General features: G+C 40.1%; 13 protein-coding genes, 1 rRNA gene and 1 pseudogene (1 of these 15 running past the window's edge). All 15 read left to right on the forward strand.

Annotation, left to right across the window (positions count from 1 at the left end):
- Positions 1-11: 11 nt before the first annotated feature.
- A complete protein-coding gene (locus VEHSUH06_RS01730; protein ID WP_105097544.1) occupies positions 12-1,298 on the forward strand; it encodes a glutathionylspermidine synthase family protein in 1,287 nt (428 codons plus the stop codon).
- A 151-nt stretch (positions 1,299-1,449) separates the two neighbouring features.
- A complete protein-coding gene (locus tag VEHSUH06_RS01735; protein ID WP_105097533.1) occupies positions 1,450-2,022 on the forward strand; it encodes an RNA methyltransferase in 573 nt (190 codons plus the stop codon).
- A 10-nt stretch (positions 2,023-2,032) separates the two neighbouring features.
- On the forward strand, positions 2,033-2,767 hold the full coding sequence (locus VEHSUH06_RS01740; protein WP_105097534.1) for a YebC/PmpR family DNA-binding transcriptional regulator: 735 nt from the start codon (positions 2,033-2,035) through the stop codon (positions 2,765-2,767).
- A 209-nt stretch (positions 2,768-2,976) separates the two neighbouring features.
- Complete coding sequence (gene ruvC, locus VEHSUH06_RS01745) at positions 2,977-3,471, forward strand: crossover junction endodeoxyribonuclease RuvC (protein WP_105097535.1); 495 nt, start codon at positions 2,977-2,979, stop codon at positions 3,469-3,471.
- Positions 3,471-4,079 carry a Holliday junction branch migration protein RuvA gene (gene ruvA, locus VEHSUH06_RS01750; RefSeq protein ID WP_105097536.1) on the forward strand — a complete coding sequence of 203 codons (609 nt, stop codon included), beginning with the start codon at positions 3,471-3,473 and terminating at the stop codon, positions 4,077-4,079. The genes ruvC and ruvA overlap by 1 nt, the downstream gene beginning before the upstream one ends.
- Positions 4,080-4,081: 2 nt before the next feature.
- Positions 4,082-5,086 carry a Holliday junction branch migration DNA helicase RuvB gene (gene ruvB, locus VEHSUH06_RS01755; RefSeq protein WP_105081326.1) on the forward strand — a complete coding sequence of 335 codons (1,005 nt, stop codon included), beginning with the start codon at positions 4,082-4,084 and terminating at the stop codon, positions 5,084-5,086.
- 2 nt (positions 5,087-5,088) lie between these two features.
- The gene (locus VEHSUH06_RS01760) at positions 5,089-6,807 is read left to right on the forward strand and encodes a SpoIID/LytB domain-containing protein (protein ID WP_105097537.1); all 1,719 of its coding nucleotides are present in this window, start codon (positions 5,089-5,091) and stop codon (positions 6,805-6,807) included.
- An 11-nt stretch (positions 6,808-6,818) separates the two neighbouring features.
- Complete coding sequence (gene queA / locus VEHSUH06_RS01765; RefSeq protein WP_105097538.1) at positions 6,819-7,844, forward strand: tRNA preQ1(34) S-adenosylmethionine ribosyltransferase-isomerase QueA; 1,026 nt, start codon at positions 6,819-6,821, stop codon at positions 7,842-7,844.
- A gap of 8 nt (positions 7,845-7,852) precedes the next feature.
- Entirely contained in the window at positions 7,853-8,968 is a 1,116-nt protein-coding gene (gene tgt / locus VEHSUH06_RS01770) for a tRNA guanosine(34) transglycosylase Tgt (RefSeq protein WP_105097539.1), read from the forward strand.
- Positions 8,969-9,045: 77 nt separating this feature from the next.
- On the forward strand, positions 9,046-9,336 hold the full coding sequence (gene yajC, locus VEHSUH06_RS01775) for a preprotein translocase subunit YajC (protein WP_105097540.1): 291 nt from the start codon (positions 9,046-9,048) through the stop codon (positions 9,334-9,336).
- The gene (locus tag VEHSUH06_RS01780) at positions 9,336-9,902 is read left to right on the forward strand and encodes a 5-formyltetrahydrofolate cyclo-ligase (protein WP_105097541.1); all 567 of its coding nucleotides are present in this window, start codon (positions 9,336-9,338) and stop codon (positions 9,900-9,902) included. Before yajC ends, VEHSUH06_RS01780 begins: the two co-directional genes overlap by 1 nt.
- A gap of 18 nt (positions 9,903-9,920) precedes the next feature.
- Complete coding sequence (gene secD / locus VEHSUH06_RS01785) at positions 9,921-11,195, forward strand: protein translocase subunit SecD (RefSeq protein WP_105097542.1); 1,275 nt, start codon at positions 9,921-9,923, stop codon at positions 11,193-11,195.
- On the forward strand, positions 11,192-12,088 hold the full coding sequence (gene secF, locus VEHSUH06_RS01790; RefSeq protein WP_105081331.1) for a protein translocase subunit SecF: 897 nt from the start codon (positions 11,192-11,194) through the stop codon (positions 12,086-12,088). Before secD ends, secF begins: the two co-directional genes overlap by 4 nt.
- 242 nt (positions 12,089-12,330) lie before the next feature.
- Positions 12,331-12,794, forward strand: a pseudogene (gene tnpA, locus VEHSUH06_RS01795) (IS200/IS605 family transposase).
- A gap of 648 nt (positions 12,795-13,442) precedes the next feature.
- Positions 13,443-13,445, forward strand: a 16S ribosomal RNA gene (locus VEHSUH06_RS01800) (it continues 1,561 nt past the right edge of the window).

Genomic DNA, 13,445 nt, shown 5'->3' on the forward strand with positions numbered 1-13,445 from the left:
GAGGCGGTACTATGCAATCCTATATTGATGAGTTAGATACGGGCATACTGCCTTTTGTAGATTATGAAGGCTATGATGATCGATATCCAACGCTTTCAGTACAATCTTTTCCTGCTGAGTTTTACGATGAAATACGACATGCATCTCGTATGTTATTCCAAATATTTTATAAGGCTACTAAAGTTTTTCAGCAGGCCCCTGATGAGTTCGCCCTCAATATGGATATGCCGGAAAATCTGATTCCTTATCTTCACCGAGGAAATCCATTAGGCTTACCTACGTGGCTGTCTCGTTTTGACTTTGTTCTCGATACACAGGGGCGATTGCGCATGGTGGAAATTAATGCGGATACCCCCTGTTTTTTGATTGAAAGTTATTATGCTAATGAGGTAGGTGCCCGTTATTTTGATAAAGAGCATCCAAATGCAGGGGCTAGGGATGAGCTAGAACGTTTTTTGAAACGTGTTTATGAACGCACTTCTCAGGAAAATAGTAAATATAATACGATAAAGCGTGGTGGAGCGAATCCATTTGTGTTTGCTTGCTTTCATGATTATTTAGAAGATTTAGGAACTACTAAGTTTTTAATGAATACGATGAAATCCGCATGTCCTGAGGCAGATTTAAGATTCTTATCATTTTATGATATGGTCATTGATGATGAAGGGATTTTACTTCCTGATGGCAGTCATGCATCAAACCTATATCGTTTGCATCCCATGGAATTGTTAATCGATGAGACGACGGCAATGGGAGAACCGTTAGGTGAAATGTTCTTAGATTTATATAATGAGGGACGGTTTAATTTATTTAATCCTCCAGAAGCGATTATTTTGCAAAATAAGTCATTTATGTCCTTGGTGTATGCCTTATACTTAACCGATCAATTTTTTACAGGTCCTGAGCGAGATATTATTGAACGTTATTTGACTCCGTCATATTTTGAAAGTGATTTTCCTAACCTCGATGAGGGTCTTTATATTCAAAAGGAAATCTGGGGTCGTGAGGGACGCAATATACAAGTCGTAGAAAAACATGGGGATCAAGCAAAGATCTTTATGGAAAAGTTTGTAGATAATTATGATGACATTGTTTGCCGTGATAGTAAGAAGGTAATGTACCAAGATTTTATTAAGCAAAAACGTTTTATTCACACCGTAGATAGTGGTACAAAAGAAGGGTGTTTGACGCTGTCTTGTTTTATGCTTGGGGACCAAGCCTCTGCTGTGGGAGCCCGTTTCTCTCCTGAAGAAATTGCTGGTACAGAAGCCTATTTTTTACCTTTAGTTATTGATTAAAAACTATGTAGAATGATTAATGGTACATAAATTATAGGGTTAGGAGCATAAAGTTATTAGGCTAGTATTACTATAGTTTCTATTTGTTGTAAGGCTGGTATTTCTATTATATTGTTTATATTTGTTGTTAGGGTATAGGAGATATAAGGCATTGGCTAACTTATATATTGGACTTGTTCATTATCCGATTATGAACAAACATAAAGAGGTCATTACGACGGCCATTACCAATTATGATATTCATGACATTGCACGCGCATCTATCACCTATGATGTATCTAAATATTTTGTGATTCATAATATACCGGCTCAACGAGAATTAGCAGCTACCATTATGGAGCATTGGAAGTCAGGCTTTGGTTCTACCTATAATCCGGACAGAAAAGATGCTTTCACAGGCGTTGAACTCGTTAATTCTATCGCTGTTGCGGTGCGTACTATCGAGGAACTGGAAGGTGTAAAACCTATCGTAGCAACTACTGATGCTAGAACTTATGATAATACAATTTCCTATGCACGGATGCGTGAACACCTTGAAAATGAGACGCGCCCTGTGTTAGTATTATTTGGTACCGGTTATGGTATGACAAAAGAAACGATGGAAAGCTTTGACTATATTTTAGAACCTATATATGGTCACGGTGAATACAATCACTTATCTGTGCGCAGTGCTGTATCGATTATCCTTGATCGATTGCGAGGCGAAGCATGGTGGAATAAATAGGGAGGCGTCTATGTCAGGACATTCTAAATGGGCAAATATTAAACATAAAAAAGGTAAAACAGATGCGTTAAAAGCTAAAATGGCTACGAAAATCGGTCGCGAAATTACCGTTGCAGCGCGGATGGGTGGTGCAGATCCAACAGGTAATATGCGTTTGAAATTGGCTTTGCAAAAAGCTCGTGAAAACAATATTCCTAAAGACAATATTCAACGTGCCATCGATAAAGGCGTTGGTACTACGGATATGAACGCATACGAAGAAATCGTATATGAAGGTTATGGTCCTGCAGGTGTTGCTGTTACTGTTGAGGTTATGACAGATAATCGTAACCGTGCGGCTGCCGATGTACGTCATGCGTTTTCTAAACAAGGTGGTAATCTTGGTGAAAGCGGTTGCGTAGGTTGGATGTTCAAATCCAAAGGCGTATTCGTTATCGATAAAGAAGGTCATGATGAAGATGAAGTAACTATGCTAGCTCTTGAAGCTGGTGCAGAAGACCTTAAATCTGAAGATGATGTATTTGAAATTTATACAACTCCAGAAGATTATGATGCGGTAGAAGCAGCTCTTGCTGATGCGGGCATCGAAACAGTAGTTGCAAAAATTACAATGATCCCTGATACTACAATTGAGTTATCTGGTGATGATGCTGTTAAAATGCAAAAAATGCTCGACGTATTGGATGATCTTGATGATGTACAAAACGTATATCACAATGGTATCTTGCCAGACGACGAAGAATAATAAAAAGGAGCACTCCACACGAGGGGTGCTCCTTTCCTATTGCTAGATGATGTTAGAATTTTTTGTAAAAGTTAATAAAACTAATAGACTTCTTATAAAATTTTATGCAGGAATTCATGAATTTCGATGTGGTATTGTGCTATAATGAAATAGATTATGTAATGGAGGTAGGCGTTAGCTTATCTCATTTTTAGACTAAGGGGGTTGGGGTGCGAATTATAGGAATTGACCCAGGCACGGCGATATGCGGTTATGGCATTATTGACGTGAAGGGCAGTAAACTAACACCGGTAGCCTATGGGGCTATTACAACTCCTAAGGAATTAACTGATTCACAGCGGTTGGAAATTTTATTTAATGACCTCAGTGATATTCTAGAGGAATATAAGCCAGATAAGTTCGGTGTAGAAGAATTATTCTTTAACCGAAATGTAACGACGGCTATTAAAGTTGGTCAAGCACGAGGCGTCATTTTATTGGCTGCCGAGCAACAACGGATTCCAATCTATGAATATACGCCTCTGCAAATCAAGCAAGCTGTTACAGGTTACGGCAAGGCTGATAAGAATCAGGTTATTTATATGACGATGAATATTTTGGGGATTCGTGAGAAAATTAAGCCCGATGATACAGCAGATGCATTAGCTGTCGCTATCTGTACGGCCCATAGTTCTCACAACGATAGATTGAAGAGGTTGGTATAATGATAGGGTATGTACGGGGCATCGTAACACATCTCTTTAAAGAGTCTTGCTACGTAGATGTACATGGCGTAGGGTATCGCGTATATGTGCCGACCACTACGCGTCAACAACTGATAGAAGGCCATGAGGCAACGTTATTTACGTATCTCAATGTGCGTGAAGATGCGATTCAACTCTATGGCTTTTGGACGGAAGAGGAATATGAGCTATTTAGTCTACTCATTTCTGTTTCCGGTATAGGGCCTAAGGTGGGGTTAGGTATTTTGTCTGGCATGACACCGGAGGCTTTCAAATTAGCAGTAATCAATGGCCAAGTTCAGCAATTAACTAAATTGCCTGGCATTGGTAAGAAGTCTGCAGAACGACTTGTTCTTGAATTAAAGGATAAGTTAGCTAAAATGACACATATCTCTACGGAGTCACCGGCGGTGATTCAGCCAATTGGCGTTACTGCAAGTGGAGCTACAGGAGAGGCTATTGAAGCTCTTGTATCATTAGGATACTCCGAGCGCGATGTGGCCGATATTGTGGAGTCTTTAGATGATGGTAAATGCGATGTATCTGAGTTGATTAAGGTCAGCTTGATTGAGCTTGGGAAAGGACGATAAGGATGAACGAAGAAGTACGCCTTGTCGGAAATGGCGAGCACGAAGAAGATATATGGCAATATAGTCTACGTCCTAAATTCTTTAATGAATACGTAGGTCAAGAAGAAGCCAAAGGAAATCTAAATGTGTATATTCAGGCGGCTAAGCAACGTGGTGAAGCATTGGATCACGTTTTGCTTTATGGTCCGCCAGGTCTTGGTAAGACTACATTAGCAGGTATAATTGCGAACGAATTGGGTGTTAACTTTCGCATAACCTCCGGTCCTGCCATTGAAAAGTCTGGTGACTTGGCTGCGATTTTAACGAATTTAGATGATCACGATGTACTATTTATCGATGAAATTCATCGCTTGTCTCGTAGTGTAGAGGAAGTATTGTACTCTGCTATGGAGGACTATGCTATCGATATTATCATCGGTAAGGGGCCAAGTGCTCGAACGGTACGCATTGACTTGCCAAAGTTTACTTTGGTCGGTGCCACTACACGAGCCGGGGCTTTGGCGGCACCGTTGAGGGACCGCTTTGGTATTATTAATCGGTTGGAATATTATAAACAACCGGAATTAGAGTTTATTGTGACTCGGGCCGCAGAAATACTCAATATTGGGATTGAGCCAACTGGGGCTAGCGAAATAGCGCGTCGTTCAAGGGGAACACCGCGTATCGCAAATCGTCTACTTAAGCGGGTACGTGATTTTGCACAAGTTATTGGTGATGGGGTTATCACTCAGGAAATTGCAGATGAAGCGTTACAACGTTTATACATAGACAAAGAAGGACTCGATCGAATCGATCGACGTGTGTTGGAGTGTATTATTGGAAACTATGATGGTGGTCCAGTAGGTATTGATACTATTGCGGCGGCTATCAGCGAAGAGAGAGATACCATCGAAGATGTGTATGAACCATATTTGATGCAATTAGGATTTTTAGGACGCACACCACGTGGGAGGGTGGCTACTAAACTTGCCTATGAGCATTTAGGTATTTCACAGACAGGGAAATGACAATGAAAACGAAACGATTACAATTGATGATAATGGCAACGTTGTTTTTAGGTGTAAATATTGGTGGTGCTTCTGTAGCACAGGGGGCTACATTGCAGAATAAAAATGTAGTAGTCGCGAAAAAGCCTACACCAAAATCAACAGTATCTAGTACAAATGTATCGAAAGTAAATACGACGAAGAAATCTAGTTTTCGTCCTCTTGTAACGAAACCCGTTGCAAAGCCTGTAGCGAAAACGACTTCTAAGTCTACTGCTACACCTACTGTAGCAAAACCTAGTGCTAAGCCGGTGAATGCGGCAAAGCCTAGTACTGCAGCAAAGCCAGCAACGACTGTTAAAACAGTTAGCACTGCTAAATCAACAGCAGTTGCAAAACCTGCAGGTACTGCTACGAAGCCAGTTGCTAAACCTGTAGCTACGGGCGCTAAACCAATAGCTCAAAAGCCAGCTGCTTCAAAACAAACTACTCCTAAGGTAGTCAATACAACGGAAGCGGATAGTATTAAAGCTAATACAGCTGTGATTACTCGTAATAAAGTGGGTTCTGTGATGACACCTGCTACAGAGCGAATCGAACATGTGCCGAATGTACGTGTTCTATTAGGTAGTCGTAGTTCTGATGCTACTGTTACATCTACAGCAAATATGGTTGTGTTGAACAGTGGTAATGGTCAAGTTAGTACGATAAGTGCGAATCGTGGTACGTCAATTGGTGTTCGAGGTGGTAAGATCGCTGTCAATGGTAAGGCTATTGATACGGTAGTTACATTGAAACCGACTAATAGTGATGCCCCATTCTTGTTTGAAGGCAAAGGGTACCGAGGTGGTCTTACATTACGCGCTAATAACGGTACAATGATGGTGATTAACTCAGTTCCTCTTGAGGATTATCTCTATGGGGTTGTGCCACAAGAGGTAGTACCGTCTTGGCCAGCAGCTGCCTTAGAGGCTCAAGCTGTAGCAGCTCGTACCTATGCTCTTCATACGATGGAACAAAATAAAGGCAAATTGTATGATGTGAGCAATTCCACGGATCACCAAGTATATAGTGGTGTGAGTGGCGAGTACCAAGCGACAACAAATGCAGTAAATAAAACTAAAGGCGTAGTTATGCTGTATAACCAACGTCCTATCAATGCTTTATTCCACTCCGATGGTGGCGGTTATACAGAGGATAGCGTCAATGTTTGGGGGAATGACATTCCATATTTAAAAGGTGTAAAAGACTATAGTGCTGGCACATCTACATCAAACTGGACGGTTACTACATCTCGTCAAGCTCTTGAAAGTAAGCTCAATGCTGCAAGTAAAGGTGTCGGCAAATTGCAGAGTATCCAATTGACTCCTCTTGGCAAGCCTGGTCAACAAACATCTGACAGAGGCGTGTCTGGACGTATTAAGAGTGCTACTTTCATAGGCTCTTCTGGAAAGACGACAGTAGATGGCGATTCCTTGCGTAGTATTTTAGGTTTAAAATCTACACTATTTGATTTCTATGTAAATCACAACCCTGCTAAAGGCACGGGTAAGGCATATCATAACTTTACGGGCAATAATGATACTGTCTATATTAAAGGCCACGGTTGGGGACATGGTCTTGGTATGTCTCAATGGGGCGCTGCGGAAATGGCTAAGCGCGCTACTCCAGGGGATGCTAATTATTACCAAACTATTTTGCGTCACTACTATAGTGGCATTACATTGAAGAAAATGTACTAATAAGGATTGCGATGAAAGTTACAGATTTTGATTATGAATTGCCAGAGGAACTGATTGCTCAGCACCCTGTAGAGCCTCGTGATACAGCGCGACTCTTAACCTTGGACAAGGTAACGGGTGAAGTTGTGCATAAAGAGCATTTTTACGATTTGCTAGAAGAACTCCACGAAGGCGATGTACTCGTATTTAATAATACGAAGGTTATCCCTGCGAGGTTATATGGCCATCGTCAAGGCTCTGGTGGTAAGGTTGAGGTATTACTCCTAACGCCGTGTGGTGAAAACCGCTGGGAATGCCTTGTTAAACCTGGTAAAAAATGTCCTATTGGTCAAGTCATAGTGTTTGATGACCGCTTAAGTGGGACTGTAATAGATAAGACTGAATTTGGAGGCCGTATCATTGAGTTCACTTGCAATGGTGTATTTGATGATGTGATACAAGAAATTGGTGAAATGCCATTACCTCCATATATTCATGAAAAGTTAGAAGATAAAGATCGTTATCAAACGGTATATGCTAAGGAGAAAGGTTCTGCTGCGGCGCCAACTGCAGGTCTACACTTTACACCAGAGCTTTTAGAAAAAATAAAAGCTAAAGGCGTAGAGCTTGAGTTTGTAACCTTGCACGTTGGATTAGGTACCTTTAGGCCTGTATCGGCGGAGACTATTGAGGATCATGAAATGCATAGTGAATTCTTCGTGGTGTCACAAGATACAGCAGACCGTATTAATGCAGCTAAACAAAGAGGCTCTCGCATTATTGCAGTGGGGACTACATCGGTACGTACTCTTGAATCTGCTACTAATGATGAAGGGATACTGCAAGGGATTAGCGGGACCACACAAATATTTATCTATCCTGGCTACAAATTTAAAATGATTGATGCATTGGTAACGAATTTCCACTTGCCTCAATCTACATTATTAATGTTAATTAGCGCATTGGCTGGTAGAGAACATTGTTTAGCGGCCTATGAAGAGGCTGTAAAAGAGCGGTATCGCTTCTTTAGTTTTGGCGATGCTATGTTTATTCGTTAGGAGGGACCATGGCGAGTATTACTTATGAATTACAAAAAACATGTCCTCATACGGGGGCACGGGCAGGTTTACTGCATACGCCACATGGCACCTTCCAAACACCTATGTTTATGCCTGTAGGTACACAAGCTACAGTTAAAACTATGACGCCAGAGGAATTAAAGGCGATAGGATCTCAAGTTATCTTGAGTAATACATACCATTTATTCCTTCGTCCTGGTCCTGAACTAGTAGAAGAAGCTGGTGGCTTACATAAATTTATGAACTGGGATCAAGCCATATTGACTGATAGCGGTGGGTTCCAAGTTTTCAGTTTAGGTGATATGCGTAAAATCACCGAGGAGGGTGTAACTTTTAGATCTCATATCGATGGTTCTAAACAGTTTCTATCTCCAGAGGTGGCTACAAAGGTACAAGAACAATTAGGTTCTGATATTGCGATGGCCTTTGATGAATGTATTCCATATCCCGCAGATCACGATTATGCGAAGCGCTCTACGGCGCGTACGACCCGTTGGGCTCATCGTTGCCAAGAGGCCCGTAAAGCTCATGACCGTCAAGGTATGTTTGGTATCGTGCAAGGCGGCATGTACAAAGACTTGCGTAAACAAAGTGCGGAAGAGCTAGTAGCTATGGACTTTGAAGGTTATAGTATCGGTGGTTTGTCTGTAGGTGAACCGCATGATTTGATGAATGAAATTCTTGAGTATACTACACCACTATTGCCAACAAATAAAGCACGCTATTTGATGGGCGTTGGTACTGCAGACTGTCTCGTAGAAGGCGTGGCACGTGGTATAGACATGTTCGACTGCGTCTATCCAACTCGTGTTGCTCGAAATGGTATGGCCATGACTTGGAGTGGTCGTCTTAATATTCGAAATGCTCAGTTTGCTCATGATTGGGGTCCTTTGGAAGAAGGCTGCCAATGCTATACATGTAAAAATTATTCTCGCGCTTACATTCGTCATTTGTATAAGGCGGAAGAAATATTAGCATTGCGTCTCGTAACGTATCATAATCTCTACTTCTTATTAGAGTTTATGCGTCAAATGCGACAAGCCATCTTAGAAGATCGGTTCCCTCAATTTAGAATGCAATTTTGGGATAGCTTCAAAAAATAGTAATTAAGTCTAGTCAAATCTATATTAGGTGGCTATACTAGAAAAGAAATACATATTTATTAAACTAGGAGGATAACATGGAAGATATTTTACAAGTGCTGCAAACTAGCTGGCCTATTTTATTAATGGTGGTAATCTTTTACTTCTTGTTGTGGCGTCCACAAAAGAAACAACAAAAAGAACGCACTAACTTATTAGGCAGCTTGAAAAAAGGTCAAAAAATCGTTACTATTGGCGGTATTTATGGCGAAATCGTAGAACTTGATGATGAAAAAGTAAAAGTTCAAGTATCTGAAAAAGTTGAGTTAACCTTTGCTCGTACTGCAGTGGCTAACGTGCTTTCAAAGAAAAACAAGGAAGAAAAATAATGAATACAAAGGAAGCAGTGCGACGGGCGTGCAAGTCCCAGCGCGCTGCTTTATCCGTTGCTGATTGTAATACGTGGACGACTCTATTGACGAAGCAGATTGTCAATTGTCCTGAATATATATCAGCAAATGCCATTATGGCCTATTTGGCGATGCCCAAAGAGGCCAATTTAGACGATGTGATTCGTCATGCTTTAGAACATGGTAAATCTGTATACGTTCCAGTATGTACTGATAAGACGACTATGATTGCAGTTCGTCTCAAGTCTCTAGAATCTATCACTCGGGGTGTGTTAAATATACGCATTCCCTCTGAGCCATACGAGGTTATTAATCCACATGATTTGGATTTGATTTTAGTGCCTGGTGCTGGCTTTGACCGTCACGGTGGTCGCATGGGAATGGGGAATGGGTATTATGATCGATTTCTCAAGGAACTTTCACCAAGTACATTTATGGGCGTATGTTGGTCAGTGCAATTGTGGGATACACCAATTCCTATGGATACATTGGACCAACGAATGAGTAAAATTGTGACAGAGCAGGGCGTTATACATTGTGTATAGTAGAAGGGAGCAACTATTTTGAACGGTAAAGCTATTATCAAGTTTTTAGTAGTCGTTGCTGTCATCATTGGTACTTTTGCGTATTGTATTGAACCTTTAGCGGGTTCTTTGAAACAAGGCCTTGATTTGCAAGGTGGTACGCATATCGTATTGGAAGCAGAAGATTCTGCAACTGGTAAAGCTGACAATGATGCAGTTGAACGGGCAAAGCAAATCTTAGAGCGTCGTATTAATGAAATGGGTTTATCTGAACCATTAGTACAACGTGAAGGTGCTCGTCGTATTATCATCGAATTGCCAGGCGTAAAAGATCCTGACGAAGCGATTAAACGTATCGGTAAAACAGCGGTGTTGGAATTTAAAAATGACCAAGGCCAAACTGTTATGACTGGTGATGATTTAAAAGATGCGAAAGAAGAATTAGGTCAAAACAAACAACCACTTGTTGCCATTGAGTTAAGTGATGAAGGGGCTAAAAAGTTTGCTGACTTGACTTCTAAAAATATCGGCCGTCGCATTGCGATTACATTAGACGGTCAAGAATTGACTAATCCTGTAGTACAACAAGCGATTACAGGTGGTAGAGCTACTATCTCTGGTAGCCAAAGCTTAGAAGAAGCCAAAGATTTAGCTATCTTATTACGTTCTGGTGCATTGCCTGTTAAAATTAATGTATTAGAGGTGCGTACAGTAGGTCCTTCTCTGGGGCAAGACTCCAAAGACAAATCCATAGTAGCTTTCAGTGCTGGTATTGCGATGATCATGATTTTCTTGGTTATTTTATATCGCTTATCCGGTATCGTAGCTAATATTGCATTGCTTGTATATGTAATGCTTTTACTTCTAGTATTAGGTAAAGGTTTTACTGCTACGATGACATTACCTGGTATCGCAGGTATTATCTTGTCCATGGGTGTGGCGGTAGATGCGAACATCCTTATCTTTGAACGTTTCAAAGAAGAGGTATTCTCTGGTAAATCTATGCGCGTATCTATGGAGGCTGGTTTCAGCCGTGCGTTGGCAACTATTACAGATGCGAACGTATCTGTTATCATCACAGCTGGTATCTTAACTATTTTAGGTTCTGGCCCTGTAAAAGGCTTTGCTATCAGCTTAGGTGTGGGCGTAGTAGTAAGTATGTTTACAGCAATTATCGTAAGCCGTTTCTTATTGCGCATGTTAATTGAATGTAATTTTACAAATCATCCATTCTGGTTTGGTGCGAATATTTCTCCAAGCACAAGTGCTGACGCATTTGCACCAAAAGTATTGAAAGGAGGTAAACGCAAATGACATTAAACGTAGTTAAACATCATCGTTGGTGGTTTGCTATTTCCTCCATCCTTGTAATCATTAGCTTAATATCGATATTCATGAAAGGCTTTAACTTTGGTATCGACTACACAGGTGGTACGATTGTTGAAGTAGTATTTGAACAACCTGTAGAGGTTAGCCAAGTTCGTGATGTTTTGAAAGAATACAATCTTGAAAACGCACAAATTCAGCTTTCTGGTGATACTACAGGCGATACATCTGGTAAGGATGTAATGATCCGTACTCGTAATCTTGAATCTAGTGAAAGCGCTGCCGTTGTTGAGTCTTTGACTAAAAACATTGGTCAAAATACTGTTAAGCGTATTGAAACAGTAGGTGCTGTTATTGGTTCTGAAGTAACAGAACATGCGTTAACAAACCTTCTCATTGCATTCTTGGCGTTAGCAATTTATATTTCTTATCGATTTGAATATAAAGTAGCTATCTCTGCGTTGATTGCGATTTTCCATGACTTGATTATGGTACTTGGTGTATTCTCTTATTTCCAATTGGAAATTGATGCATCCTTCTTGGCAGCTGTACTTACAGTTGTAGGTTATTCCATGAATGAGTCTGTAGTTATCTTTGACCGCGTTCGTGAAAATACACATACGCATAAACGTTCTGATACATTTGCTGACCTTGCAAACGCCTCTGTTACACAAAGTATTCATCGTAGTTTCTATACATTGGCAACTGTTATGTTTGCCTGCGTATCTCTTTATGTATTTGGTGGGGATACAACGAAGAACTTTGCGCTTTGTATGATCATCGGTTTTGCTAGTGGTGCGTACTCCTCTATCTGCGTAGCGACTTCCTTATGGGCTATCTGGAAGAGCCGTAACAAAAACGATGTACGTAATCAACAATAATATATTAATCAACAATAATATATGAACTGCTTTTACTATAATAACGGTGAAAGTACTGAACCTCTCTAGCATAGAGTCTAGAGAGGTTCTTTTTATTGTGTTGTACGCCGAATAGGCATGACTAAACCCCCAGTTAAACTGGGGGTCGGTAAAAATTCTTAGAGAAAAGGAAAGAACCTCCTAGTGATAGAATGAAGTTGGTCTGGCAACCACAACATTTCAACATAGGAGGTTCAATGTCAATGAATGACGTAAAAAGCTTATCACATAGTAAATGGAGATGTAAATATCATATTGTTTTTGCTCCAAAGTATAGAAGACAAATAATTTACGGTCGGATAAAAGCTGATGTAGGTAAAAACTTACGAGATTTATGTAAGAGAAAAAATGTAGAGATAATAGAAGCGAATGCTGTCCGGATCATATTCATATGCTAGTAACGATACCACCACATTTAAGCGTATCGAGTTTTATGGGATATTTAAAAAGTAAAAGTAGCCTCATGATATTCGATAAACACGCAAATTTAAAATATAAGTATGGAAATAGACATTTCTGGTGTAGAGGATATTATGTGGATACGGTAGGACGATATGAAGGAGCGATAAAAGAGTATATTCGCAATCAACTACAAGAGGATATAGCGCAAGATACATTAAACTTTAAAGAATACACCGACCCGTTTACGGGTGAGCCAGTAAAATAGGCAAAATAAAAGCCCCCGAGTAGGGGGCAGCCAGTGGTAATAGAGTGGTTGTCAGATCATTCAATGCCCTCTTTAGAGGGCCACCACTAGAGAAAGACCCTTATAGGGTCAGAGCAAACCACCCGTTCTACGGGTGGTTATGATTTAGTTTTAGTAGTAATTAGTGAAAGTTAGTTAAAAATAAAATGAACTAAAGTAATTAAAAAAAGATGTTATACAATTTAAAACCTGAATTAATAAGGAATTAAGGCGTGCTTATGATGAGGTGTAGTGAATTTAAAATGAAATTGTAAAAACAAGGTTTTTATATATTGACGATTATTTTATTTGTGCTATACTTATACAAGTCGTTAGGACACAGCACAAATGATGAGCACAAAAAAACTTCTGAAAAAAGTTTTAAAAAGTGCTTGACGGAATGAGCTGAACTTGATAGAATAATCAAGTCGCCAGTTGATGAAACACTTCGAAAGAAGGTAGTGGAAACTGGTACAGATCTTTGAAAACTGAACAATGATAGGTAATCAATCAATACGATTGAACATATGCCAGAGTGCGGGTTTTGACAAAGTCAAAACCAACCATAATTCAAAGTTACTTAAATGTAACGACAACAAAACAAATGAGCTATTCAAATAGCTTCAAGATATC

The sequence above is a fragment of the Veillonella sp. S13053-19 genome, from assembly GCF_002959835.1.
Classification (GTDB): Bacteria; Bacillota; Negativicutes; order Veillonellales; family Veillonellaceae; genus Veillonella; species Veillonella rogosae.

What these genes read in the sequence shown, in the direction of transcription:
- VEHSUH06_RS01730 (WP_105097544.1), top strand. Translation starts at nt 12, where the DNA reads ATGCAATCCTATATTGATGAGTTAGATACGGGCATACTGCCTTTTGTA.
- VEHSUH06_RS01740 (WP_105097534.1), top strand. Translation starts at nt 2,033, where the DNA reads ATGTCAGGACATTCTAAATGGGCAAATATTAAACATAAAAAAGGTAAA.
- ruvA (WP_105097536.1), top strand. Translation starts at nt 3,471, where the DNA reads ATGATAGGGTATGTACGGGGCATCGTAACACATCTCTTTAAAGAGTCT.
- ruvB (WP_105081326.1), top strand. Translation starts at nt 4,082, where the DNA reads ATGAACGAAGAAGTACGCCTTGTCGGAAATGGCGAGCACGAAGAAGAT.
- VEHSUH06_RS01760 (WP_105097537.1), top strand. Translation starts at nt 5,089, where the DNA reads ATGAAAACGAAACGATTACAATTGATGATAATGGCAACGTTGTTTTTA.
- queA (WP_105097538.1), top strand. Translation starts at nt 6,819, where the DNA reads ATGAAAGTTACAGATTTTGATTATGAATTGCCAGAGGAACTGATTGCT.
- tgt (WP_105097539.1), top strand. Translation starts at nt 7,853, where the DNA reads ATGGCGAGTATTACTTATGAATTACAAAAAACATGTCCTCATACGGGG.
- yajC (WP_105097540.1), top strand. Translation starts at nt 9,046, where the DNA reads ATGGAAGATATTTTACAAGTGCTGCAAACTAGCTGGCCTATTTTATTA.
- VEHSUH06_RS01780 (WP_105097541.1), top strand. Translation starts at nt 9,336, where the DNA reads ATGAATACAAAGGAAGCAGTGCGACGGGCGTGCAAGTCCCAGCGCGCT.
- secF (WP_105081331.1), top strand. Translation starts at nt 11,192, where the DNA reads ATGACATTAAACGTAGTTAAACATCATCGTTGGTGGTTTGCTATTTCC.